Source organism: Granulicella mallensis, from assembly GCF_014203225.1.
GTDB lineage: Bacteria > Acidobacteriota > Terriglobia > Terriglobales > Acidobacteriaceae > Granulicella > Granulicella mallensis_A.
Window position 1 is genome coordinate 108,827 of sequence record NZ_JACHIO010000014.1, and the last position, 24,711, is coordinate 133,537.

The window sequence follows — 24,711 nt, forward strand, 5'->3', positions numbered from 1 at the left end:
GGGTAGTGACGATGAATCGGAGATAGCCGCTTTATCCGCCTGAGATAGAGCGAGGCATAAAGCCATGTTTCGTTAAGAGCACGGCTGAAGCTGTTCCGTAAAAGGCCGAGCTAAAGCTCGTACCGCTCTGCCGAAGGCCGGAGTGCAGGCGCAGCCGTAACGACTGAATTGCTTTCTTTAGTAGAGGCGAGCGTGCTAAGCGATACGAATCTCTGCAGTGCGATTGAAGGGGAATGCTTGTTCTCGACTTGTCGGGTCCTTGCGGCATCCTGCGGGGGACTTGGGCTATCCCCATGCACTCTCGCGCGCATGGAAGAAGGCAATTTAGGTCGTTCCGGCTGCGCCTTCACTCCAGCCTTCGGCAGAGACGTACAGACTTTTCTCCCTGCTTTTTGCGGCACGGTTGAAACCGTGCCCTTCCGATTCGGGCCACAGCAGAGTGTTTGCACCCCTGCGTTAGCCTGATTAGCCGCAAATTCCCCTGCGCGGGCCTAAGCCAACAGAACAACCGAAGAATGTTCCACGTGGAACACTTTGGATTTGCGCCAAGAAGAACTCGAATGTTCCACGTGGAACATTCCTCTACTCCGAGATGCGTTCCATCGTTAGCCAGCCCTCACCGGAACCGGGAACAGCAATCTGCTCCGTATCCTTTATTAAGGAGCGGCTCGCCGAGAGCGTAACCAACCAACCTCCTGGCACTACCCGCGGTCTAGCTGCCGCCAGGGCCTCCTGCATATGATCGACAGCCCGCAGCGTTACCGCGTCGAACCGGCGTTCCGTAGGCATGGATTCCACCCGCGCGGACCAGACCTCCGTAGCCAGCCCCAGCGTCCGCACCGCCTCACGCAGAAACGAGGCCTTCTTGCCCTGCGACTCCGCCAGCGTTACCCGTAACCCCGGTAGCAGGAGTTGGATCGGAAGCCCCGGAAATCCCGCACCGGAGCCGAAGTCCAGCAGCGTAGCCTGAGGAGCCAAACGGCTGGCAAGATGCCGTGCGGCAAAGAGGCTTTCCCCGAAGTGGCGGCGGACAATCTCTTCCGGCTCTCGTATGGCCGTGAGGTTGGTTTTGGCGTTCCAACGGAGAAGCAGGTCCAGATACTGGCTCAGTCTTCCGTAAAGAGCTGATTCCATTGAATGGGATTCTGTATAGGGGGCAAGCAGGTCGGCAATACGGGCTTCGGTAAGGGTGGGCATGCGCTTTTGAGTGTAGTGGAGTGCAGAGAGGAAGGACACCCCTGGCATTTGATGTCATGCCACTTACGCTCTTTGTTCAATTCGCCCCAGAAACGTCATCCTGAGCGTAGCGCCTCGCGCTTTTGCGAGGTGCGTCCATTCGACTACGCTCAGGACCGAAGGACCCCGAGAGACTTGATCCCACCTATGTTGTCGAGACCTTCTCCAGCACGAACGTCCAGACTCAAGCGCTTGAGGTAGAAAAGGGGTATGAGGCATAGGCAAGATGGCCACCTTCGGGGTCCTTCGACTCCGCGTCCCTAAAAGCCGGGACGCTACGCTCAGGATGACGCGTCTGGGGGTGAGATTGAAAACACAAAAGGTAACTATTCTGATGCAACCCCGCTGTTTACTTACTGGGTACGCTCTTTTCAGCTTCCACGACCAGCCGCTGAAAGAGAGCGCGTGAGGCGGCGCTGATGTCATAGCTGCGCTCCGGGTGCCACTGCACGCCGATCAGAAACTGGGAGCTGAAAGCAGGATCATTCTCCACGGCTTCGACGACGCCGTCATCCGGGCAGCGCGCGACGACCCGCAGGCCTTCGCCTGGGATGGAAACCGACTGGTGATGGCTGGTATTCATGGGGAGACGCCGGTAGCCATCCGCCTCGGGTGCTTCAGAGGGTTCGAGCAGCGAGCCCAGCAGGCTGTTCCCGGCAACCAGGGCCGCGTGAGCGACAGCCACGTTTTTCCCGGCGGAGTGGTTGACCGGCAGAGGGCTGAGATCCTGCACCAGCGAGCCGCCGCGCCAGACGTTCAGCGACTGCACGCCGAAGCAGATGCCGAGCACCGGCTTGGTGTGGGCGGCGGCGTCTTCGAGCAGCAGGGTGTCCGTGGCCTCTCGCGCCGGGTCGGCCGGGGAGGTCGCTGGATCGCGCTCGGCGCCGTAGCGTACCGGATCGACGTCGGCGGGGCTGCCGGGCAGCACCACGCCCTGGCAGGTGGCTGCAAGCTGCTTGATCTGAGCGGCCGGCAAGCTGATGTCGATCTGTACCGGCTCGCCACCGGACCGTGTTACGGCATCGGCGTAGGCCGGCCAGGAGCGCTGGTTGTAGGAGATATCGGTGCTGGTCGGGACGGGGATGGCGATGCGCGGTTTCATGGCTCTTATTCGATGGTAGTGGAAGACGGTAGGTCTCTGCCTGTTTCTATTCAATCTGCCAAAGGGTGGCATTCCCGGCCAAGGCTTTTTGCACGGCATGATAAGCCCTGAAGGGACGGTATATCGTGCAGCCACGATAGGTCGCCCCTTCAGGGCTCTATCTTTTCTAGGGCACGTAACCCAGGGTTACGGCGACACGGCGAGCAAAGAACGCTCGCCAGCCGCCTCCACCCTGGGCTGGGATAGGCCGCCCCTTCGGGGCTTAGACCCGTGACCCGTTTGAGCCTCTACGCTCCATTTTGTGTTGATGGAGTTGCTCACACCAATTCTTCAACGAGCGAAAATTTGAGATTCCGAATCCATCTATCTACAATTTCATTTATAAAAATACAATTTCAAAAAAGATGCCGCTTTCCACGAAGGAAAGCGGCATACCCTGGCTGGGACAAATCGATAGAAGTCTCGGTGCCTATGGATTGAAGAAGCGCATCAGCGCCTGTTCGTCTTCCTTGCTCAGGTTAGCCCGTACGCGCATGTGTTTCACTACCGTTCCGGAGATGCTCGGGGAGAAGCTCTGCGGCGCATTGTGGCAGCGTTCGCAGTTCTCGTCGAAGACCTGTTGGCCGTCGCGTGGCTGCGTTGTGTGTACGGACTTGGCCTTTGCAGGCTTCTGGGCCGCCGGGGGAGGGGTGTCGGCAGTCTGGGAAGACATGGGTACCGCAGCCAGCAGTAAAAGGCTAAGTGAGATTGTTGAAAGAGTCCTCACTGTTTTTCTCAAAAGGTTCGTCATTATTTTTTTCCTTTCCAGGTGGGAAAGAGGAAGCGATAGATGAGGGCCGTCTCCCAGATGTTGACATTGCCTCCCGAGTTTGCGGAAGAGAACTGTCGCGCGTAGCTGGTATTGATGCGCACCTCATGCGGCAGGTGGTAGTCCAGGCCGAAGTCCACTCGCTGGGTGTTCTGGGCGGGCAGCTCGTCGTTGGGGTCCGGGCTGTTGCGGAACGTCTGCTGCAGGCGGAAGATCGGTTCCATTCTGCCGACGAAGCTGTTCGCTCCATGGAACTGCGAGAGGCGATAGTCCGTCTCCACCCAATAGCCCTGCGAGTGTGGGCCATGGGCGTACTCGGAGCGGACCTTCAGCGGAATCCTGGCGGGCTCCCACCAGACATGGGTTCCGATGGCGTTCATCTTGTCGGTCTCGAGCAGGCGGCCGTAGGAGGTTCCAATCTCAAGCCGCTGTTTCGGCAGGTAAACACTCACCTGTCCGCCCACATCGCGGGACGAGTTGATCTGGAAGTCCGTGCTGCCGGCTGAGATGTATGTCGCATAGGTGATCGAGTAGTTCTCGTTCGAGACGATGTTGCCGCGGATCTGGCCGCCGGTGCCTACGCCGGTGCCCGGGTTGCCGATGCCAAAGATCAAGGGAGCGTCCTGCAGGGCGCTGATCCAGATGGGGGTAAGCCGCTCGTTGTACGTGCCGAAGGGAATAAGGGAGTAGCCGCCAACCAGGGTCACATGCGAGTTCAGGAAATAGTTCGCCTGCGCGTAGGTTACATTGACGTGGAATCTCCCGTCGTATCCTGCGCCCGGCTGGGGCTCAACGGTCCCGAGGATGGAAGCGCGCGATTCGAACAGCAGGTGCTGGCCAACCGGAGCCACCAGCACCGGTGAGACGGCCGGGAAATAACTCGTATTTCCACCTGTGGTGCTGGTTAGAAAGCCCACTGCGCCGGAGATCAAAGGAATATCCTGGGCGGTCAGGGCCGGTGCGAGGCAGAGCGCGCCCAGCGAAAGCAGCGTGATGGCGATGCTTCGCGAGAGTCTGCAATGTTTGAAGTGCGTTCGGTAGCTCATCGTGATTTCAAGCTACAGAATCGGCCAGTATCAGTGTGTCCGGGAAATGTCTGAAGGGTGTCATCGGTTTGTCACCGATGTTTTGCCCTATCGCACGGCCGACATTGCCGCGCGGAATAACTGCTCAAAGTCGCCTGCGACGGCAGCATCTTTCGCCGCCGTCTCCACGGCCTTTTGCGCAACGGGCCGCGCATAGCCGAGGTTGACCAGCGCGCTCAGCACGTCGTCGGCAACCGTGCCCAGGGAGAACCTGGCACCGGTCTCGGGCGTAGAGCCAACCATGTCGTCGAGCTTGTCCTTCAACTCCAGCACCACGCGTTCGGCGGTCTTCTTGCCGATGCCGGGGATCTTCGTCAGCGTGGCGTGATCACCCGCGCGAATCGCGCCGACCAGCCGCTCGGCGCTGATGCCGCTCAGTACAGTTATCGCTAACTTAGGCCCAATTCCGGAGATCGTCAGCAGCTTCTCGAAGAGCCGCTTCTCGGTCAGCTCCGCGAATCCGAAGAGCGCAAGCGCATCTTCGCGAACATGCGTGTGAACATGCAGCTTCACCTCCGCGCCCTCCGCACCAAGTTCCGTGAAGGTCGTGATGGAGATAGCGAGCTCGTAGCCCACGCCGTTGCAGTCGACGATAATGGCGTTAGAGGCTTTGCTGAGAATACGTCCGCGTAGATAGGCGATCACAGGGCGATTCTACTAAGAACAGGAAGCAGCAAACAGGACAGATCTTGAGTTGCTTATCGTTTGTCACTCGTCGTCATCCTGAAGCGAAGCTGAAGGACCCCCGCATTTTGCACGATGCCACTGGCGCGAACGTTGCTGGCTGGCCAACATCGCTTGTTTGGGCAGCCCCGTACGGCTGTGGCAACACCAATGCGGGGGTCCTTCGCGTACCGCTCAGGATGAAGACGAAAAACAAGCAACAGTATAGATAGCGACAGCGATAAGGACTCAGCCATTCCTATGCCTACGGCACGGGATCCAATCCGCCTTTGCTGAAGGGATGGCAGCGTGCGAGCCTGCGCAGGGCCAGCCAGCTTCCGCGCAGCCAGCCGTGGCGCACCACGGCAACGTAGGCGTACTCGCTGCAGGTCGGCAGATACTTGCATTGGCCCACACTGAAGGTGTGCAGCATCGGGGAGAGGATGCGCTTGTAGAACGCCAGCAGCACCGCGGCGATACGCTCGCGGCTGGAGGACTGCCCGGCGCCGGCGCTCACTGCGGCTTTGCCTCGCTGGTCTTCTTTGCGGAGGCCCGTTCGGCAGCAGCCTGCACAGAGCGAAAGATCACCGAGACCTCGCGTTCGAGAACCGCGAAGTCCGCATCGATGACGCTGCGCTTCGGATGCAGGATCACATCGACCGGTGCGGTCAGCAGCGGCAGTGCATGGCGCACGGCCTCGCGCAGGCGCCGCTTGATGCGGTTACGGTCGACGGCTTTGCCGAGCGCCTTCGGCACGGTGAGGCCGATGCGTGGGCCGGGGGTGTCGCTGCGCCGCTCGGCAGGCCTGGGCGCGTGGAAGTAGGCGATCTGCTTCCCGAACTGCTTGCGCGCGGCCTTGTAGACGATCTGGTAGTCGGCGTGTTTGCGCAAGCGATGGGTCATAGAGAGAGGCCAGATGCGGATGAGACTCGGAAGGGCACGGTTTCAACCGTGCCGTAGGAGTAGTTCTTCATTTCCCTCTCCTGTTGCGACGCTACGCGTCGCAACAGGAGAGGGAAAGACTTAATAAAGTAGCCCCTATCGGCATGGCTGAAGCCATGCCCTTCCGATCTTGCCAACACGTAGCGTTCTCGCTAGTTCGGGAAGCAGGTTCCTCCCCTTCGCTTCGCTCGAGGGTCGGAGTGACAACCAGAAAAGCAAAGGCGAAAGGAATAAGGCGCTATCGCAAGAGACTCTTGCCCAAACGCACAAAGGCGCTCAGGGAGTACTCCCATGAGCGCGCGAATGTGCAACGTGGGGTAAGAGAAAGACTAGTCGCGGAAGCCGGCAGAGACGGCGATCTTGTGACGGCCCTTGGCGCGGCGGCGGTTCAGAACGGCCTGTCCAGCCTTGGTGGCCATGCGGACGAGAAAGCCGTGAACCTTGGAGCGGCGGCGGCGGTTGGGTTGAAAGGTGCGCTTGGGCATCGTCGTTATCCTATTCTGTGACCTATCGAGAGGTCTGCGAATCCTGATGAATGTCTGCTGCGTGAGGCTGCGCTTGTGTGGTGATTGCGCGAGCCTGCGTGCTTGATAAAGCCACGTGCGGCAGCAAGTTCTGAGTATACCGGAGCTGAGGAAAACAGGCAACGAAATTCGTGGCGGATTCCTTGCAGACGACGAAAAAGAACCTTCAAGGATGAACAGCAGGGAGTCCTGCGGGGTGGGGGCGTCGATTCTTCACAAGGTTTGGTGCAACTCAACTTATCTTGCAAAATTTGCATCTCATCTCCTGTCAGAAGGGTCATGTTCGCGTGCTACTATCAACTCCGTTCCGTGATTGTCTTCAGGACCTCACGGTAAGTTTTACCGGGCCTAATCTTCTTGTTTCACTCCTTCGACGCTCTGGCGACGAAGACTTCAAAGCAATCATGGAACGGCCACTCTTCCACAGTTTCTACTGCGGAGGCGCGCGATTCTTTTTTGCTTTTTGCAGTCCTTGTAGCACTTTTTGCAATAGGTTTCCCGAACGCTAATGGATTTTAAGGAAGACGATCACAATGTCATTTGTTCCGGTTGCCGCCGCCGTTCTGAATCAGTGGGTCCGCATTCTCGGTGCGCTCGAAAAGAAGATCAACCGGCAAAGCTTTGAAACATGGCTGAAGCCGACACGCTTCTCCCACATCACAGACCGCACGCTGTACGTGCGAATTCCCTCCGCCGAGTTTGAGCATGTCGGAGACCGCTATGCCGATCTCATCAGCGAAGCTGTCGACAATCTCGGGCTGGAGCTGGACCAGGTGATCTTTCAGGTTCCCCCACCGGACCCTAACGCCGCGCGTCTGCGCGAAGATGGCGGATTCGCTCCGCAGCCCAGCCACAGCCTGAACGCTCCCCGCAGCCTGCGCAACGGCGCTCCGACCGGCAACGGTATCGGGCCGGAGCAGTCACGCTTCGACTGGAACACTGCCGCACAACTCAATCCGCGCTATCAGTTCGACAGCTTCGTGATCGGCAGCGGCAACCAGTTTGCTCACGCCGCAGCCCAGGCCGTCGCGGAGCGCCCCTCGAAGGCCTACAACCCGCTGTTCGTCTATGGCGGCGTGGGTATGGGCAAGACGCACCTGATGCAGGCCATCGGGCACCAGGTGAAGCTGCGCCAGCCGCACGCGGCGATCAGCTATGTCTCGGGTGAGAAGTTCACCAACGAGATGATCAACTCGGTCCGCTACGACAAGATGACCGGCTTCCGTGACAAGTTCCGCACGGTGGATGTGCTGCTGATCGACGACATCCAGTTCCTCGCCGGCAAGGAGCGTACGCAGGAAGAGTTCTTCCATACGTTCAATGCGCTGCACGAGTCGATGAAGCAGATTGTGATCGCCTCGGACCGCCCTCCCAAAGAGCTGGCGGACTTCGAAGACCGTCTGCGCTCGCGCTTTGAGTGGGGCCTGGTGGTCGACATCCAGCCGCCCGATCTCGAGACCAAGGTTGCGATCCTGCAGAAGAAGGCGGAGCTCGAACAGACTGTTCTGCCGATGGATGTGGCTTTGTTCATCGCGGGCAACGTACGTACCAACGTGCGCGAGCTCGAAGGCGCCCTGGTACGTCTGATCGCGTGGTGCTCGCTGCATGGCGTGGAGATCACGCTGCCGACGGCGCAGCAGTGCCTGAAGCAGTTCATCGACACGCAGGTGCGCAAGATCACGATCGAAGCGATCCAGCGCGCTGTGGCTGAGAACTTCGGCATGCGTGTGGCGGAGCTGAAGCAGAAGAATAACTCGCGGCAGATCGTGGTGCCGCGGCAGATTGCGATGTACCTGGCCAAGCAGATGACGGAAGCCTCGCTGCCTGAGATCGGACGCCAGTTCGGCGGCAAGCACCATACGACGGTGATGCATTCGATCGCGAAGATCGATGAGCAGCGCAGGAATGATAAGGATCTGAATCGTACGGTGAACAAGCTGATGGAGACGCTTGGGTAGTGGGAGATCGTCGAGTAGGAAGAGCAAAGGCCGCCCGGGTGGGCGGCCTTTGTGCGTTGTGGGGGTGGAAGAATCATACGTTGTGCATTCAGTTCGATGGAGGGGTTTCGTTAAGGGCACGGGTTTACCCGTGCCACATCAGTCCACCCCCGCACGCGGCTTTAGCCGCTGAGGTAAGCGCGATAAAATCGCGCACAGTGTCTATCCCACCACGACCGGTTCACTCAGGAACGTTCCTGGTCACTACCGCGACCTACAATCGCAGGCGCCTGTTTCAGGTCATTGCGAACTGCGATCTCTTCGTCGAGACACTCCAGCACTATCGACGCCAGGGACACTATCTTTTACATGATTTCGTCGTCATGCCGGAACATGTCCATCTTTTGTTGACACCGCAGAACATCACACTTGAACGAGCTGTAGGACTCATCAAAGGCGGCTTCTCACATCGGTTGGGATCGAAGTTTCCAGTATGGCAACGAAGCTTCACGGATCAGAGGGCTCGCGATCGAGAAGGCTTTCTGGCAGCACGAAGATACATCCACATGAATCCCGTGGAAGAGCGTATGTGCGAGACCCCTGAAGATTACAAGTGGTCCTCGGCGTGGAAGGGCGCGCAGAGGCCTGTGGCGAGCGAATAAAGCCTGGCGCTATGCGCCTTACCTCGGCGGCTAAAGCCGCGTGCGGGGGTGAACTGATGTGGCACGGGTAAACCCGTGCCCTTAACGAAGCCCCTCCATTGAGACCCCCTCATTAACAAAGTTGATTCCCTGCAGAACAGCTGTCTCTTACTAAATAACTGCGGCTGACTTCCATACGAAACGACCCTTCTTTAGCTCTCTCACCCTCCCACCCCTCGCCTCCAAGCCGCTTCCCCGAAACCGTACCGGCTCTTCCACACTTCAACATTCGTATCCCAGCTTTCCACTTTTGCGCTGCCTGCGCGTTTGGGTGTGGGTAAAGTGGGTAGCGTTATCGCCTGTGTTGATGCGGTTCTGCGCGCGCTACGCACATTGCGTACGAGAGTCTGCCGGGGTGGCTCGACAGGGGTTGTGCAGAAAAGGGAAAACCATGGACCTAACCTCGGAGCCGTACCCGGTCGTCCGCATTGTTCGATTTCCGGTGGCGAGTTTTGGAAAGCTTGTGGACCCTGCAAGTGATGATCCTGAAACACTTCGCCCTGATATCCACTCTTCCACCCACAACGATTACTACTACTAGTAATTCTTTCCCTTTCACCTAGTTTTGTAGAAGCGTTCTCGGGGAGCCTCCCAGCAGGGTGGGTGGTCCAAGCGAGAGCCGCATCCTCGCCCCTCCCCCCTTGCGCCAGCATCCGTGGTCAAGGCCCCAAACGAGAGTTCTGGCGGGCGCTTTCGGCCGATGTCCCGTCCCCCACAAAACGTCCCGGGATATTCACACCGAAAAGCGCTCGCACGAAGGGGCCCATTCGCCCTAGAATCAAGGGAACCCACGCACTCCGCGCGAAGGTGTAGCGAAAGCGGAGTTTGCAACTGGGTGAGTGCGCTATCAGCAAGGGAGAACCCTGACCGTGTCCACCGCCACCATCACGCCTGACGTCGCAGCGCCTACCGGCAATCTTGAGATCACCGTCTCGCGCGCAGAGTTGTTGCGCGAGCTAACTGCCGCGCAATCCGTCGTCGAGCGCAAGACGACGATCCCCATCCTCTCGAACTTTCTCTTCGAGGCCTCCGACGACAAGCTCACGATCACCGCGACCGATCTCGACCAGTCGCTGAAGACGAGCTGCGTGGCGAAGGTGAAGAAGGCCGGCGCCTGCACGATCCCTGCCCGCAAGCTGTTCGATTACATCAAGCTGCTGCCCGAGGGCGACATCTCGATCAAGCTCATGGACAACCACTGGGTGCAGATCCGCGCAGGCCGCTCGAACACGAAGATGGTCGGCATGGCGCGCGCGAACTTCCCCCAGGTGCCTGAGTTCCCCGAGGTCGGCGTGTTCAAGATCAACGCCGCCAGCCTGAAGAACATGATCGCGAAGACGATCTTTGCGATCTCGAACGAAGAGTCGCGCTACACGCTGAACGGTGCGCTGCTGGTGCTGAAGGCCGAGTCGATGGCGATGGTTGCGACCGACGGTCATCGCCTGGCGCACATTGAGAAGCTTGGCGAGGCTCTGGAAGGCATCTCGGGCGAGAAGAAGACCCTGATCCCCCGCAAGGCGCTGGCCGAGCTCTCCGGGCTTCTGGGCGCGTCGGAGACGGACTTCGTGGAGTTCGCCGACGACGAGCAGTCGCTGTTCTTCCGCATCGGCGGACGCGTGCTGACCAGCCGCAAGCTGACCGGGCAGTTCCCCAACTACGAGGCCGTGCTGCCGCGCGACAACACGAAGTTCGTCATCGTGCGCTCGGAAGACCTGATGTCGTCGATTCAGCGCGTCGCCCAGTTCGCGGACGAGCGTTCGGGCGCAATCAAGATTCGCCTGGAGCAGAACGAGCTGAAGCTCTCGGCGCAGTCGACGGATGCGGGCGAGTCGGAAGACATCATCGAGACGCCGTATAACTACGATCCTCTCGTGGTCGGCTTCAACAGCTCGTACCTGGTGGACTTCCTGCGCGCGACCGGAGTGACCGGCGAAGTGCGGCTGGAGTTCAAGGATGCGCAGTCAGCCGGCCAGATGCGGCCGGAAGATGGCAACGAGGATGTGAAGTATCGCTACATCCTGATGCCGATGCGTATCTGAGCACTACGCGTGAGATGAGATGAAAAATAACCCATAAGTTGGCCATTTGGCCAACTTATGGGTTATTTTTTGCTTGAACAAAACATTCCGCGTGGAATAGAGCAAGGCATAGACTTTCATTGCGGATTTTCGGACCGGCTGCCTGCTCGTCGGACAAAAGAAGAGGATTGGTGCCCTAGGCGTTGCTCCAAATCACCAGGATTTAGTTGATTGCATTGATCACAAATGGAGTCGATGAGCTAGCCCGCAGCTCAATAAGGATCACACCTTGAGTCGCCGCAACGAAGCGTTGGATAAGGATGCCTGCGGTAAACTGCACCCTAGACTATGCCGCCAAAGATGAAAGACATCGCCGCCGCCGTTGGAGTATCCGTGGTGACGGTGTCCAAGGTACTGAACGGAAACAAGAGTATCAGCGAGCACACCAGCAAGCGTGTTTTGGCGTGTGCTGAACGTCTTGGCTATCTTCCGAATCTGGCCGCCAAGGAACTGGTGACCGGACATTCCAGGATTGTCGGTCTTATCGTCCCGGAGCTGATGCATAGCTTCTTCTCTGAAGTGGCTGCGAGTCTGCTGGAAACGCTACGACCGCATGGCTATGGACTAATTATTTCTTCCTCGCGAGACGACTCGGCTCTGGAACGAGAAGAAGTGCGGCAGATGTCGGCTAGAAACGTAGACGCTTTGGTCATCGCTTCCTGCGAAGCGGATTCGCCTGTGCTGTGTCGTACAGCTAAAGAGAGACCCGTCATCCTCCTGGATCGCAAGATCGATGGGGTTGCAAGTGGTGCATTTGTCGGTACGGACGATGTGATGGCGGGCGAAATTGCGACGGGGCATCTGATCGCCGGCGGATACAAGAGGATCGCCTACATTGGCGGGTCGAGCCTGAGTTCCAGCGTGGATCGGGAGACAGGCTATCGAAACGCTCTCAAGGAGGCACGCATCCGGTTCATCAAGAGTTTGGTGGTCACCCTGCCGCAAAACGAAGAAGCGTCCCATCGATATGCGGCTGCAGCTATGCGTAAGCTTTTGCAGAACGCGCAGCGGCCTGATGCCGTGTTTTGTTACAACGACACGACTGCTTATGGTGTGGTTCATTCAGCACTCGAAGCAGGGCTTCGAGTGCCTCAGGATCTTGGAGTGGTGGGGTGCGGGTACCTTCGCTTGAACGAGTTCATGCGAGTCCCTCTGACCTCAATCGATCAAGACACAGCACGGCTCGGGCAGGAATCCGCGCGCGCTGCGCTGAAGATGATCGAAGGACGGCAATCGAACAGCTCCGGTAAAAAGCTGGAAGTCATTGTGCCCTCACGTCTGATCCAGGGCGAATCCACCCGGAAACTACCCCTCGCTGTCACGAAGTAGCTCCCCCCACGTACTTTAAAGTACTACGTGGAATTGAGCCTCAAGAACAACCTCACGTGACGGAAAGTTCATAGGAAAACAATTTCCTCTTGACAAGCATGGTTTGAGCGGCGCACTATCCGCTGCGTCAACAATTTAAGGTAAACGCTAACCTAGAGCTAATGTAGCGCTTACCTCCGCATCTCAAGAGGACTACGCATGATTCGCTCCCTGCTTCATCAACTTCGTCAGGCCGTCACACCTTTCTCCATCGTGGGGGTGCTTATCTGTCTATTGCTCTCCCCTGATTCAGTGATTGCACAAGCGAGTGGTCGCGGAACGATTCAAGGAACAATTACCGATCCAAGCGGTGCCCTGGTCCCGGAAGCCATGGTGACGGCTACTGAAGTGAACACCAACGTCGTGCGACAACAGAAGGCGACCCGTGATGGCTTCTATGCCATAGCGGCAATCGATCCAGGAACCTATCGAGTCACGGTCGCAGCTCCAGGCTTCAAGACGTTCACTCATGACAAGGTCGTCGTCGACGCGATCCAGGTTGTGGGTTTGGATTTCGAGCTGGAGATTGGATCTGCGGATTCCGTAGTGACGGTGACGACCGCGCCACCGCAACTGAACACGACAAACGCGACGCTAGGCAGCACGATTGAGAGCGATACTTACCGCGCCCTTCCTCTGCAGCTCGGAAACCAGCCCCGAGATCCAACGGGCTTTGTAGCGCTGACGCCTGGAGTCACCGGAAGCGGCGGTGTCCTCAACTTCAACGGTGGGCAGGCCAATCTAAACGAGACTTATGTCGACGGCGTGGCGATGGATGATGTGAACCAACAGAGTGATTGGGCGGTCGTTCACAGTACCTTTTCAGTGGATGCAGTCGACCAGTTCAATGCCCAAACGAGCAGTGTTTCTGCCGCGTATCAAGGTGTGGGTCTGCAGAACTATGTTCATAAGTCGGGAACCAATGTGTATCACGGTGCCTTGTTCGAATACTTCCGGAACACAGCCTTGGATGCCTGGGGGACGTTCGCCAAGCACAGTATCAATGCGATCACTGGTGCTCCGATAAAGCCGGTGGAGCACAACAATGAGTTTGGCGGCACGTTCGGTGGTTATATCCCACATTTCAAGGACAAGATCTTTTTCTTCTTTTCCTACGACAACACGCGCTTTCTTTCGGGAACGAACCCGTCCTATCAGACCGTCCCAACCGTTCTTGAGCGGCAGGGCAACTTCACGGAACTGGCGGCAGCCGGTCAGCCTGTGTATGACCCTAAGAGCACCGTGTGTGGGGGCACGCCGAACGTCTGCACGCGCGGCCAATTCTCTTACAAGGGTCAGGCAAACGTGATTGACCCGGCACGTCTATCGCCAATTTCTCAATATATGCAGCAGTTCCTGCCGACCCCGAGTAATGGCAATCTTGTAAACAACTATCTTGGCGGGTTCAACACTGGTTTCAACTACCCGAGGTACAGCACGAAGGTGGACCTCGATCTCATCAAGAGGCACCGCATCTCGATTCTCTTCCTCGAAGGTGGCCGCGTTGCGAACCCGGCATGTTGTGATGCGAGCGGTCTGCCACAGCCTTATCTTTCGACTGTCGGCAACACCCAAAACAATCTGACGGCTATGGTCTCTGATACGTGGACGATCAGCGATCATACTGTCAATCGGCTTACCTATGCGTTCAATGCTGGAAGCTTCGACGGAGTCGGCAATACGAACCCCAGTGCGGCGGACCCGAAGTGGTGGGCTTCGGCTGCGGGCATCACGAACGTTCCTGCCGGACAGGCATCCGACTCATTTCCCCGGACTACATTCGGCGGATCGAACGCTCCAACTTCATGGACGCAGTCGGACACCGCGCTCCGTAATCCGGTGAATGTGTTCCACATCGTGGACTCGTTTCAGACAGTCAAAGGTATCCACTCGATTAGCGCCGGCGGTGAGGTGCAATGGCAGGAATCGAATAACACGTCGATCGATACAGGAACCTATCTATCGTTGTCTTACTCGAACAACGAGACAGCGGGTTTCAACCCGAACAGCGCGACGTTGAACACGAAACAAGGCGGCGGCTATGCAAGCTTTCTCATCGGGGCTGTTGACGGCGCAGGAATCACCGATAACCGACCCGCAGCCACGATCTACAGCCGATATATGAACTTTTCTCCCTATGTGCAGGACGACATCAAGCTGACGAGAAAGTTGACCGTCAACGCTGGTTTGCGCTGGGATCTCTTTACGCCCTGGCGAGAGACAGAAAATCGTTTCTCTTATCTAAGCCTTGCCGCAATCAACCCGGTTACGGGAACACCGGGTGCCTTACGATTCGGTGGCAATGGCGATCCGTCGATCTATTGCAACTGCACCCGTCCAGTACAGATCTGGTACAAGAACTTTGGACCAAGGTTTGGATTCGCGTATGCGATCGATCCCAAGACTATCCTCAGGGGCGGATTCTCCCTGACCTTCACACATGGTGGTGGTGTCGGGGGCCGCGCAAACGCGTCGTCAGGGTCTGGCCAACTTGGGTTCAATGGAGGATCATCCCCGTCCACCACGAACGGCGGCATCACTCCCGCGTTCTATCTCGACAGCACAAATAGCGCGCTTCCTTCCTACACTCTTCCTCCGAGCATCGATCCTGCTTACGGCACTGGCTATACCACCACCGCTGCCTACAGCACGCCGGTCACCGTGACCTACGCCGACCCCTACCTCAGTAAACGCAGCCCCTATTCGGAAAATTTCAATTTCGGTCTGCAGCGGCAGTTGATGGAAGGGCTCACCCTCAGCGCCGACTATGCTGGCGCCAACGGCAAGTTCCTTCCCACCAGTATTGGAAGGGGAATCTATTCGAATCAGCTCGATCCGCAGTATTACGCGCTCGGCAGCTTGCTGACGGCCTCAGCGAGTGCGGCAAATGTTGCGGCGGCGCAGAAGATTCTGCCATCGTTCAAGCTGCCCTCCGCGAACTACTCTCCGAGTGCGTCGATCGGGCAGGCGTTGAGGCCCTTTGCTCAATACAACGGCTTCTCCGACATCTGGGGGAACGTTGGGACGTCGACCTACAATGCTCTCCAGATCCAATTGACGCAACAGCAGCGCTGGGGATTGAACTATGGCCTCGCATATACCTGGGCGAAGACGATGGATGATACCGGTACGAGCCGTTCTGCGTATGGCGTAAACGGTATCCCCGCGGGCTACGTTGAACGTTCTCCGAGCGCGAGCGTAGACATTCCCAACCGGATCTCCTTATACGCTGTCTACAATGCTCCCTTTGGAAAGAGCGGGCCCTGGATCGAACGCCAACTGGTGAAGAACTGGACACTCTCGACCATCCTTCAGCACCAGGCGGGACTACCTCTCGCGATCACTGCGAGCGGCTGCAACATGCCGTTCGGAGGCACCTGCATGCCGAACCTGAATCCGGCACACACAGGTCCGATCCGCATCAACGGTGGCTGGGGACGAAAGGGCCCTACGGCTTCGACGACTCAGTACATCGATCCCACGGCGTTTTCCGTGCCTGCAGCCTATACGCTCGGGAATGCCCCACGTACCTACGCCTATGGGCTGCGTGGCCCAGGAAACTATGACGAGTCACTCAGCTTACGGCGCGCTTTCGGGATCTGGGAACGCCTGAAGTTCACCTTCGAAGCGAGCCTCTTCAATGTGGACAACCACGTCGACTACAGTTCACCGGGCGTATCCTTCTCGAGCGCGATTCCCAACAGTACCAGTGGGAGTTCGAATGCATTCGGCACCGTGACCGGACAGGCAAACAGCTCGCGGCGCGCCCAGTTCTCCGCCCGACTTGATTTTTAGTGCAGCTGACCGCACTGGGATCTACTGCATCCACGCAAACATCTCAACCCTTGAGCTTCAAACGTGAAAGGAATTATGGCGGAGCAAGTTGTGAACGGGCTTACCCGGAGAGAGTTCATGATCAAAGGAACGGTCGCAGCATCGATGGCGGCCGCGATGGGGAACACTACTGTCTTCGCGCAGAAAGGAGCTCCCGCAGGCGCGCCAGATGCCTACGCCACCGCAAAACCGATGATCGATGGCGCATTCAAGCCGACCTGGGAATCTCTGAGAGATCACTACGTCACCCCGGCATGGCTTAATGAAGCTAAGTTCGGCATTTTTATTCATTGGGGACTGTATTCCATCCCGGCTCACATCAACGAGTGGTACATCCGTCACATGTACACAACCGACGTGGAATGGCATACGAAGCACTATGGTCCGCCTGACAAATTCGGCTATAAGGACTTCATCCCATTTTTTACAGTCCCAAAGTATCAGCCAACAGAATGGGCTTCCTTATTCAAGCAGGCTGGAGCTCGATATGTCGTACCGGTTGCGGAACATCATGACGGGTTCGCGATGTGGAACAGCGAGATCACTCCCTGGTGCGCCGGCAAGATGGGACCGAAGCGTGATCTTATCGGCGAGCTGGCCGGGGCCGTCAGGCAGCAGGGCATGATCTTCGGCGTCTCCAGCCATCGAATGGAACACCATGATTTTGCGTATCCGGCGGACGGCGTGCCAAACGATCAGTTCGATCCGAAGTATGCAGGGTTTTATGGCCCACCGATCCCCGGAGACATGAATGAAGGGAATGCCTCCAGGGAGTTCCAGGAGGATTGGCTCGCACGTGTGCAAGAGCTCGTCGACAAATACGAGCCGCAGATGATCTATTTCGATAATGGGGTCAATCCCCGCGAATATGACGACGTGAAGCTGCGCGCTGCCGCTTATTACTACAACCGCGCACTCCAGTGGAAGAAGCAGGCGACCCTGGCGACCAAAGATGTGGCCTATCTCTTCGGCAGCGTTCAGGATTTTGAGAAGGCTCAACGCGCTCCAAACTGGATCTATCCGGCAGCGGGCTGGCAATGCGACGACGCGCTCGGCAACACGTGGGGCTATACAGACGGAATGACGATCCGGCCTGCTGACAGCATTATTCGTGAGCTTATCGAAATGTCCAGTATGGGCGGCAATCTGCTGCTGAACATTTCACCGCAAGGTGACGGAAGCATTCCCGAACAGCAGCAACAGGTGCTGCGTAGCGTAGGCGAATGGTTACGTGTCCATGGAGAAGGAGTTTATGGAAGTCATCCGTGGAGGGTGATGGGCGAAGGCCCTTCTACACCCGCAGAAGCACCGGGCAACTGGAAGGGTGGATCGACTGCTCAGGCAGGTCCGCGAATTCAAGCAAGGCGTCCCGCACCGCTCACGGAAGAAGACTTTCGCTTCACGACCAGTGGCGGGAATCTCTATGCCTTTGGTTTTAAACCACCTGCAGGGCGAGCGAAGATCAAAAGCCTGAGAGTCGGGCTCGCAAAAGTCGATCAGGTGCAACTCATGGGAGATTCAACTCCTCTGCGTTTCGAGCAGACCGACACGGCTCTTGAGGTGCAGATACCAGCGCAAGCTCTTACGGTATTTCCGTACTGTCTCCGGGTTCGCGGGATGATGCCCTTGTAGCGAACTGCAGTCGTATCTTGACCGGCTCCCAAGCCGGGCGGCAACAAATTTCGTTTCATCCAGTGAAGGCCCATGCAGAGATTCTGTTTCACGCTTAAGCTACGCTCCGACCCAAAACTCATTGCTGAGTACGTAGAGTTGCATCGCCATGGACGCCCGGAGATTCATAAGAGCATTCGTGATGCCGGTATTCTCGATATGCAGATCTTCCTTACGGGAAACCAGTTGTTCATGATCATGGATACGACGGATGGATTCACGCCGGAGCGCAAAGCAAAGATGGATCGGGAAAATCCGGCAGTCATGGAGTGGGAACGTTTGATGAGCCGCTTCCAAGACGTCGATGAAGAAGGCGATCCAACGGCACGTTGGCTTCCTCTTACCAAGATCTATCAACTTGAACAGAACCAGGTTCACCCCTGGCCGATGGACAAAACAGGCTGATTTAGGTAAACGTTAACCCTAGAGGCAGGCAGTAACGATGCGATATCGAGTTCTCGGAAATACCGGAGTTTCCCTCTCCTCCATCGGCTTTGGCGCGTCTCTCCTTGGCGATGTGTTTGGGCCTGTGTCTCGTTCGGGTGATGCGGTGTTGATCGGTGCGGCGATCGACAGGGGTATCAACTTCTTTGATGTCTCTCCTTACTATGGATCGGGCTTAGCAGAGGAGCGGCTCGGGATCGCCCTGGAACCGCACCGAAAGAATGTTGTGCTTGCAACCAAGTGTGGACGTCACGGCACAGACGACTTCGATTTTTCGGCAAAAGGGATAAGGTCGCAGGTAGAAGCATCCCTGCGACGCCTGCGGACCGATTCTGTTGATCTGTTGCAGGCGCATGACGTCGAATTTGGTGACGTTGAGCAGATTATCCATGAGACGCTACCCGCTCTTGCAGAGCTAAAACGTGAGGGGAAAGCGCGATTCATCGGGATCACTGGATACTGGCCTGGTCTGCTTGCACAAATCGTGCAGAGCCATCCAGTGGATTCTGTCCTCAACTACTGCCACTGGAATCTGTTTGCAAACGATATGGATGCTCTTCTGACGCCGGCCACACAAGCAAAGGGTGTTGGTCTGATCAATGCGTCTCCTTTGCATATGGGACTGCTTGGTGGTGGCCCGATTCCAGAGTGGCATCCGGCTCCCGAGACGATCCGTGCGGTCGCGCGGTCTGTGGTGGCGGAGTGCAGAGGGAGAAGTATTGATCCAGCGACACTCGCAGTCTGGAAGTGTCTTCAACACCCTGTAAAAGCCAGCACGCTGGTTGGGATGGCGAATGCCGCAGAGGTAGCAAGCAGTTGCGCAGCCTTGGAATTACAACCAGAGAAAGATCTGCTCGCAGCGATCACAGAATCCATACGTCCTGTCCATAACGCTGCATGGCCACAGGGCAGGCCGCAAAACCAGGATCGCGCACTCGGTCACGACTCGCTCTCATTGGAGCCACGATGATTGAGCGGATCGGAACCTGCTGCAGAAAGGGTAAGCCATGAGAGCGTTATCGCTACTCTCGCCAGGCAAATTATCGATCGTCGATGTTCCCGAGTTAACCGGGGAGGACGGCGTGTTGTTAAAGGTTGAGATGGTCGGCCTCTGCGGCTCGGATCTGAATAGCTATCGAGGCAACAATCCGATGGTCTCTTATCCGAGAATTCTCGGGCATGAGATCGCTGGAACGGTGATGGAAGGAAGCTCTCTGTACGCGCCTGGCACAAGGGTCATGGTTTCTCCTTATACCCATTGCGGAACTTGCGCGGCCTGCATTCGTGGACGGTTTAACGCTTGCCAGTGCAATGAGACCTTTGGCGTGCAACGGGATGGCGCACTTGTGGAATGGCTCCGTGTTCCCGAAGACAAACTGTACGCCTCGTCGAAACTGTCCCTGCGAGAACTCTGCCTGGTGGAACCGCTTACGGTGGGCTTCCATGCTATAGCCCGAGGCCGTGTAACCGCACAAGATGTGGTGGCCGTTTATGGTTGCGGTGGCGTCGGACTAGGGGCGATTGCTGGAGCCGCCTTTCGTGGTGCACAGACGATTGCGATCGATCAGGATGAGGAAAAACTTAATACGGCTCAGGCGGCGGGAGCCGCGCACATCCTCCATACGAAATACGATGACGTGACCGCGAGGTTGATGGAACTCACAAACGGCAAAGGTCCCGATGTGATCATCGAGGCGATCGGGCTTCCGCAAACCTTTCGTGCTGCAGTAGAGCAAGTGGCCTTTACAGGCCGTGTCGTTTACATCGGCTATGCCAAACAGCCGGTGGACTACGAAACAAAACTATTCGTGCAGAAGGAGCTCGACATCCTCGGCTCCCGAAACGCTCTCCCGGAGAATTTTCGAGAGGTCATCGCGATGCTCGAATCGGGCATGTTTCCGGTCGCGCGCACTATCAGTGCCGTTGTTGGTATGGAGGAGGCACCTCTAAAGTTTGCCCATTGGGCGGCCCAACCCGAGACTGTCACAAAAATCCTGGTCCGGGTCGCCGAATGATGGGAACACGGGGCATGCCTAAATGGTAGACCGGTGAACGGCTTCAACGTTCAGGAAGGGAGCTCGGGGTGAAAGAAGCTTGAATCTGCGAATTTGATGACACGCCCTGGCGTTTAGACAGCGGAGGGAGAATCCAGTTCGGTGGCGTCCTCTTCCGGCTCGGCGAGATAGAGGCGTTCTTCATCCGCGTCGTATTCGAAGAGGTGCGCGTAGCGGCCCCAGTCGATGAGCGTTTGAAATTGCTTCTCCGCTTCCTCATCCGAGAAGTGTTCATCCAGAATGTCCAACAGAAACTCTTTGCCGATACGCCCATCGCGCTTTTCTTCCAGCACTCGCAGGACGGTTGCGGTGAGAGGGACGCGGCTGAGGAGCTGTTCCTTGAAGATCTCGTGGCTGCGGTGAACGCCGGCGGTAGCGAACTCTTTTCCTGTGTCCGTGAGGATTACATCGCCTTCCGCAACGCTGGCAAAGCCGAGGAGAGCTGACGCATCGACGGCCGGCAACAGGTCGTCGATCTCCAACCGCAGGTCATTTGCGAGTTGCGGCAGGTCCTCGCGGCCACCGCGATCGTGGATGATCTCCAGCAGGCCGCTGATGCCTCCCGAACGTGCATGCGGCAGCATGGGGAAGCGCTTCGTTGGCTTCGCGGTTGCCGCAGGGATCTCTTCTACCGCCGCTTCGGGGTTCGTCATCACGGTATATACGTGATCCACGAGCGCGCGAAAGCGAGGTCCGTTCTTATCTCTGGGACGCGGAATGTCGACTCGGACTTCTCCGCGAATACGCCCCGGATTCGTGCCGAGGATCACGATTCGATCGGCGAGAAGGATGGCCTCCTCGATGTTGTGCGTGACCAGCAGAATGCTCTTGGAGGGGAACGAGCCCTTCTCCCATAGATCGCTGATTTCACCGCGAAGGTTCTCTGCGGTGAGGACGTCGAGGGCGCTGAAGGGTTCATCCATCATCAGCACATCCGGCTTCATGACGAACGCCCGGGCGAATCCGACACGCTGGCGCATTCCACCCGAAAGCTCCTTCGGATACGCTCCTTCAAACCCTTCCAGACCGACCATCTGCAGAGCGTGCATGGCTTCCTTCTCCGCGGTCTCTTTGGAGACTCCACGGGCAGTCAGCCCAAGCTCGGCATTTTCCTGGACGGTCAGCCAGGGGAGTAGCGCGAAGCTCTGAAAGACCATCGCGACGTCCGGGTTCGGTCCCCGCAGAAGCACACCGTGACGCGTCACGGTGCCGGTGCTCGGTTCAATGAGCCCCGCCAGGATGCGCAGTAGTGTGCTCTTGCCGGAGCCGCTGCGTCCGAGGAGTGCTACGACTTCACTGGGGGCAACGTTGAGCGAGACGGTCTCAAGAACTGTCTGCTCTCCACCTGCGGAGAGTGGGAATGTCTTCGAGACCTGTTCGGCCGTCAACAGGGTTGTGGCTTGTGCCATGTTGCTTCTCCGATCAACTAAGTTGGAACCGCGTTTGCGCCAGACGATAGAGCGGCTTCCACAAAATACGATTCAAGGTGACGACGAACACGCTCATCAAGCTAACGCCGAGTACGATGCGCGGCCAGTCGCCGACCGAGGTTGCGTCAGCGATGTAGGCGCCCAGGCCTGCGGCCCTCAGCGTTGTGTGTCCCCAGGAGACGATCTCGGCCACAATGCTCGCATTCCAGGCTCCGCCTGAAGCGGTGATGGCGCCCGTGACCCAGGAACCGAAGATGCTCGGGCCGATGAGGAACTTCCATTTGCGGAAGCCGCGAAGGCCGATGCTGGTGGCCATCTCGCGCAGATCGTTGGGGACGGACTGCGCTCCGCCAATGACATTGAACAGCAGATACCACTGTGCTCCAAGGGCCATCAACAACATGCTGCCCCAGTTCAGGTGGATTCCCAACCGGATGAAGATGAGCGTCGCAAACGGAAAGAGGAAGTTCGCCGGGAAGGAAGCGCAGATCTGTACCAGCGGCTGAGACAGGCGCGCGAGCCTGGGATTGAAGCCGATGGCAACGCCGATGGGGGTCCAGATAAGGGTGCTCAAGACCAGCAGCGCCAGCACCCTGGCTCCGGTTGCCAGCCCGAGCAGAGCGGCGTGGCCGACCTCGGCCATGCCGACACTCGAAAGGATGAAGCGAACGGCGGCAATGATCATCCCCAGGGCCAGCAATGAAACTACAACGTTGAAGACTCTATCCGCAGTCTTCGACGGGCTCGTGTGCCCCGCGTGCGGCCTTACTCTCGTGAGGTTGGAGAACAGCCGGTCCAGCCTGATCAGAGACGGGCCCAGGATGCGTTCAAAGAGAGCGGGAAGGGATGCGGCACGCCAAAGGTCAACGACCCAGAAGCGGCGTTCTTCACCGGCGCTCAACTCCAGCTTGTAACGATCGGCAATCGTGACCAGCGGCTTCCAGAAGAACTGGTCGATCAGCAGGACCAGAATGATCATCGTCACAACAGCCCAGGCGACTGCGTGCAGGTCGCGAGCGGCAATGGCGGAGGCGACATACGAACCCAGCCCAGGGAGCGTGTATTGCCGGTTCAATACGCTGATCGATTCGCTGGCAGCGAGGAAGAACCATCCGCCGCCGAAGCTCATCATGCCGTTCCACACCAGGCCGATCACGGAAGAAGGCAGTTCCAGCCGCGTGAACCGCTCCCACTTGGAGAGGCCGTAGAGCGTTACCATCTCGTCCATCTCGGCCGGAACCGTGCGGAGGGACTGGTAGAACGAAAAGGCCATGTTCCAGGCCTGGCCTGTGAAGATGGCAAAGATGGAGGCGGCTTCGAGGCCAAGCAGGCTGCCCCTGAACATCGCAATAAACAACGTCACTGTGACGGAGAGGAAGCCGAGCACCGGGACGGACTGAAGGATATCCAGCAGCGGGATGAGGACCTTCTCCGCTCGCCGGCTTCGTGCGGCGGCATAGCCGTAGACGAAGGTGAAGAGGGTTGAGAATCCCAGTGCAATGAACATTCGCAACGTGGAGCGAGCAGCGTAATTCGGAAGATTGCGCGGGTCCAGGCTGATCGTTGGAATGACATCCGGCGGACTGAACTTGACGAGCGATTCAGCGCCTACGCGTGCGGCCACATACAGCAACACGAGTGTCCCGAGGCCCACCGCGATATCGGCGGCAGCGAAGGAGGGTTGCGAGTCCGATTCAGTCCGAAAGCCAAGACCGAACTGCGGTATACGGGAAAATTTCACGGCCCTGTTGACCTTCCTCTCCGAATTTGCTCGGTGCGTCGGAAAAGGATACCAAAGCCATGTTGCGTTCCCGCAAAACGTATCTCTATGTCAAAGACGCACGATTCAACTCTATTCGTTCCTAAGGAGGTCAGGATTTATGCACCCCTACCGTTTTGTTTACGTCCCCCCACAGAGACGTCATCCTGAGCGAAGCGTCCCGGTCTTTGGGACGCGGAGTCGAAGGACCCCGAAGGTTGCAATCCTGCGCATGCCCCTCGCACCTTTTCTACCCCATGCGCCTGAGCCTGGGCTTTCGTACTGGAAAGGTTCCAACATCATGGGCGAGATAAAGACTTTCGGGGTCCTTCGACTCCGCGCCTCGCAAAAAACGCGAGGCGCTCCGCTCAGGATGACGATCTTGTGGGGGATGAAAGCAAGTGGCTAAAGAATATTGACGGCCCGCGCCGCCAGGAGGGCCACCGTCGTGAAGGAGATGAGTGCCTGTATCATCACCATGACCTTTGCCCAGGATGACAGAACGGGAGTATCGGTGGGCGAAAAAGCCGTGCTGGTATTGAACGCCAGAAACAGGTAGTCGATAAAACCGGGACTCCAGCATTGCTCCCCCATGACTCGTTTCGACTGTTGATCGAGGGTCATCTGCGGAAACAGAAAAGCTCCATCGGTATGAACTCCGCGCAGTTCGCGTGCACGAGGCCCTCCCGCATCCAGACGCCAATACCACGATGCGAAGACGAGAATGTTCGTGATCCATAGCGCAGCAGCGGAGATCAAAAGCTCTTTCGGCGTCTCCTTATGCGAGGGAAGGGCTAGGAGAAGAAGTCCCAACGACCAAACCATGTCCACGGTCACGATGGAGACCATCAGATACCCCAGGACCTGGTTGAGACGGTTATCTCCATGAAGTCGTGCCAATACCGTAGGGATGGTAAGTCCCGCCACGATAGGGATCAGGAGCCAGCCTGGCCCTACGGACAGAGACTCCGGCAAGGCCAGACGCAGACCGCCGACAGCAAGGAGAGCCAGCAGCGCGGGCCAGCGTGGTTCCAGATGGATAGAACGCGTTGTCATCAAGGTGTCTTCATCGATA

General features: G+C 57.6%; 20 protein-coding genes. 9 read left to right on the top strand and 11 right to left on the bottom strand.

All coding sequences use genetic code 11. The features are described 5' to 3' along the window. Positions 1 to 582: 582 nt before the first annotated feature. The 8 genes from rsmG to rpmH form a co-directional block, all read right to left on the bottom strand. Positions 583 to 1,197, bottom strand: coding sequence for a 16S rRNA (guanine(527)-N(7))-methyltransferase RsmG (gene rsmG, locus HDF15_RS16575; protein WP_260331137.1), 615 nt, complete (start codon positions 1,195 to 1,197; stop codon positions 583 to 585). 388 nt (positions 1,198 to 1,585) lie between these two features. Continuing rightward, positions 1,586 to 2,392, bottom strand: a complete 807-nt coding sequence (locus tag HDF15_RS16580; RefSeq protein WP_311733129.1) for a type 1 glutamine amidotransferase — start codon at positions 2,390 to 2,392, stop codon at positions 1,586 to 1,588. A 415-nt stretch (positions 2,393 to 2,807) separates the two neighbouring features. Then, positions 2,808 to 3,050 (bottom strand): hypothetical protein, encoded by a 243-nt coding sequence (locus HDF15_RS16585; RefSeq protein ID WP_260331138.1) that lies wholly within the window; start codon positions 3,048 to 3,050, stop codon positions 2,808 to 2,810. 77 nt (positions 3,051 to 3,127) lie between these two features. Beyond that, positions 3,128 to 4,192 carry a hypothetical protein gene (locus tag HDF15_RS16590; protein ID WP_184257505.1) on the bottom strand — a complete coding sequence of 355 codons (1,065 nt, stop codon included), beginning with the start codon at positions 4,190 to 4,192 and terminating at the stop codon, positions 3,128 to 3,130. A gap of 87 nt (positions 4,193 to 4,279) precedes the next feature. After that, entirely contained in the window at positions 4,280 to 4,876 is a 597-nt protein-coding gene (ruvA, locus tag HDF15_RS16595) for a Holliday junction branch migration protein RuvA (RefSeq protein ID WP_184257507.1), read from the bottom strand. A gap of 283 nt (positions 4,877 to 5,159) precedes the next feature. Then, a complete protein-coding gene (yidD, locus tag HDF15_RS16600; RefSeq protein WP_184257509.1) occupies positions 5,160 to 5,411 on the bottom strand; it encodes a membrane protein insertion efficiency factor YidD in 252 nt (83 codons plus the stop codon). Continuing rightward, on the bottom strand, positions 5,408 to 5,797 hold the full coding sequence (rnpA, locus tag HDF15_RS16605; protein WP_184257511.1) for a ribonuclease P protein component: 390 nt from the start codon (positions 5,795 to 5,797) through the stop codon (positions 5,408 to 5,410). The genes yidD and rnpA overlap by 4 nt, the downstream gene beginning before the upstream one ends. Positions 5,798 to 6,165: 368 nt before the next feature. Continuing rightward, positions 6,166 to 6,321 (bottom strand): 50S ribosomal protein L34, encoded by a 156-nt coding sequence (gene rpmH, locus HDF15_RS16610; protein ID WP_014268047.1) that lies wholly within the window; start codon positions 6,319 to 6,321, stop codon positions 6,166 to 6,168. Positions 6,322 to 6,893: 572 nt separating this feature from the next. Between rpmH and dnaA the strand changes: the two genes are divergently transcribed. The 9 genes from dnaA to HDF15_RS16655 all read left to right on the top strand — a co-directional run bounded on the left by dnaA (position 6,894) and on the right by HDF15_RS16655 (position 20,408). Continuing rightward, complete coding sequence (gene dnaA / locus HDF15_RS16615; protein WP_184257513.1) at positions 6,894 to 8,318, top strand: chromosomal replication initiator protein DnaA; 1,425 nt, start codon at positions 6,894 to 6,896, stop codon at positions 8,316 to 8,318. A 197-nt stretch (positions 8,319 to 8,515) separates the two neighbouring features. Beyond that, positions 8,516 to 8,959, top strand: coding sequence for an REP-associated tyrosine transposase (locus tag HDF15_RS16620; RefSeq protein WP_184257515.1), 444 nt, complete (start codon positions 8,516 to 8,518; stop codon positions 8,957 to 8,959). A gap of 908 nt (positions 8,960 to 9,867) precedes the next feature. Then, positions 9,868 to 11,037, top strand: a complete 1,170-nt coding sequence (dnaN, locus tag HDF15_RS16625) for a DNA polymerase III subunit beta (protein WP_184257517.1) — start codon at positions 9,868 to 9,870, stop codon at positions 11,035 to 11,037. A gap of 339 nt (positions 11,038 to 11,376) precedes the next feature. Continuing rightward, on the top strand, positions 11,377 to 12,405 hold the full coding sequence (locus tag HDF15_RS16630; protein ID WP_221314471.1) for a LacI family DNA-binding transcriptional regulator: 1,029 nt from the start codon (positions 11,377 to 11,379) through the stop codon (positions 12,403 to 12,405). Positions 12,406 to 12,603: 198 nt separating this feature from the next. Next, positions 12,604 to 16,239, top strand: coding sequence for a TonB-dependent receptor (locus HDF15_RS16635; RefSeq protein WP_184257521.1), 3,636 nt, complete (start codon positions 12,604 to 12,606; stop codon positions 16,237 to 16,239). 117 nt (positions 16,240 to 16,356) lie between these two features. After that, positions 16,357 to 17,910: an alpha-L-fucosidase gene (locus HDF15_RS16640; RefSeq protein WP_184257523.1), complete on the top strand. Its 1,554-nt coding sequence runs from the start codon at positions 16,357 to 16,359 to the stop codon at positions 17,908 to 17,910. Positions 17,911 to 17,982: 72 nt separating this feature from the next. Then, positions 17,983 to 18,354 (top strand): L-rhamnose mutarotase, encoded by a 372-nt coding sequence (locus tag HDF15_RS16645; RefSeq protein ID WP_184257525.1) that lies wholly within the window; start codon positions 17,983 to 17,985, stop codon positions 18,352 to 18,354. A 37-nt stretch (positions 18,355 to 18,391) separates the two neighbouring features. Further along, positions 18,392 to 19,363: an aldo/keto reductase gene (locus tag HDF15_RS16650; protein ID WP_184257527.1), complete on the top strand. Its 972-nt coding sequence runs from the start codon at positions 18,392 to 18,394 to the stop codon at positions 19,361 to 19,363. A gap of 37 nt (positions 19,364 to 19,400) precedes the next feature. Beyond that, positions 19,401 to 20,408, top strand: a complete 1,008-nt coding sequence (locus tag HDF15_RS16655; RefSeq protein ID WP_184257529.1) for a zinc-binding alcohol dehydrogenase family protein — start codon at positions 19,401 to 19,403, stop codon at positions 20,406 to 20,408. 113 nt (positions 20,409 to 20,521) lie between these two features. Here HDF15_RS16655 and HDF15_RS16660 read toward each other — a convergent pair whose 3' ends face one another. From HDF15_RS16660 to HDF15_RS16670, 3 genes are all read right to left on the bottom strand, one after another. Continuing rightward, positions 20,522 to 21,856: a nitrate/sulfonate/bicarbonate ABC transporter ATP-binding protein gene (locus HDF15_RS16660; protein ID WP_184257531.1), complete on the bottom strand. Its 1,335-nt coding sequence runs from the start codon at positions 21,854 to 21,856 to the stop codon at positions 20,522 to 20,524. Positions 21,857 to 21,869: 13 nt separating this feature from the next. Then, positions 21,870 to 23,618 carry an ABC transporter permease subunit gene (locus tag HDF15_RS16665; RefSeq protein ID WP_311733130.1) on the bottom strand — a complete coding sequence of 583 codons (1,749 nt, stop codon included), beginning with the start codon at positions 23,616 to 23,618 and terminating at the stop codon, positions 21,870 to 21,872. Between the two features lie 423 nt (positions 23,619 to 24,041). Continuing rightward, positions 24,042 to 24,692 (bottom strand): DUF1345 domain-containing protein, encoded by a 651-nt coding sequence (locus HDF15_RS16670; RefSeq protein ID WP_184257532.1) that lies wholly within the window; start codon positions 24,690 to 24,692, stop codon positions 24,042 to 24,044. Positions 24,693 to 24,711: the final 19 nt, after the last annotated feature.

Excerpts from the sequence above, each read along its gene's own strand:
- HDF15_RS16585 (WP_260331138.1), bottom strand. The coding sequence starts at position 3,050 with ATGTCTTCCCAGACTGCCGACACCCCTCCCCCGGCGGCCCAGAAGCCT.
- HDF15_RS16635 (WP_184257521.1), top strand. The coding sequence starts at position 12,604 with ATGATTCGCTCCCTGCTTCATCAACTTCGTCAGGCCGTCACACCTTTC.
- HDF15_RS16640 (WP_184257523.1), top strand. The coding sequence starts at position 16,357 with ATGATCAAAGGAACGGTCGCAGCATCGATGGCGGCCGCGATGGGGAAC.
- HDF15_RS16590 (WP_184257505.1), bottom strand. The coding sequence starts at position 4,192 with ATGAGCTACCGAACGCACTTCAAACATTGCAGACTCTCGCGAAGCATC.
- HDF15_RS16650 (WP_184257527.1), top strand. The coding sequence starts at position 18,392 with ATGCGATATCGAGTTCTCGGAAATACCGGAGTTTCCCTCTCCTCCATC.
- HDF15_RS16645 (WP_184257525.1), top strand. The coding sequence starts at position 17,983 with ATGCAGAGATTCTGTTTCACGCTTAAGCTACGCTCCGACCCAAAACTC.
- HDF15_RS16655 (WP_184257529.1), top strand. The coding sequence starts at position 19,401 with ATGAGAGCGTTATCGCTACTCTCGCCAGGCAAATTATCGATCGTCGAT.
- rsmG (WP_260331137.1), bottom strand. The coding sequence starts at position 1,197 with ATGCCCACCCTTACCGAAGCCCGTATTGCCGACCTGCTTGCCCCCTAT.
- HDF15_RS16630 (WP_221314471.1), top strand. The coding sequence starts at position 11,377 with ATGAAAGACATCGCCGCCGCCGTTGGAGTATCCGTGGTGACGGTGTCC.
- HDF15_RS16670 (WP_184257532.1), bottom strand. The coding sequence starts at position 24,692 with ATGACAACGCGTTCTATCCATCTGGAACCACGCTGGCCCGCGCTGCTG.
- dnaA (WP_184257513.1), top strand. The coding sequence starts at position 6,894 with ATGTCATTTGTTCCGGTTGCCGCCGCCGTTCTGAATCAGTGGGTCCGC.
- HDF15_RS16660 (WP_184257531.1), bottom strand. The coding sequence starts at position 21,856 with ATGGCACAAGCCACAACCCTGTTGACGGCCGAACAGGTCTCGAAGACA.
- rnpA (WP_184257511.1), bottom strand. The coding sequence starts at position 5,797 with ATGACCCATCGCTTGCGCAAACACGCCGACTACCAGATCGTCTACAAG.
- rpmH (WP_014268047.1), bottom strand. The coding sequence starts at position 6,321 with ATGCCCAAGCGCACCTTTCAACCCAACCGCCGCCGCCGCTCCAAGGTT.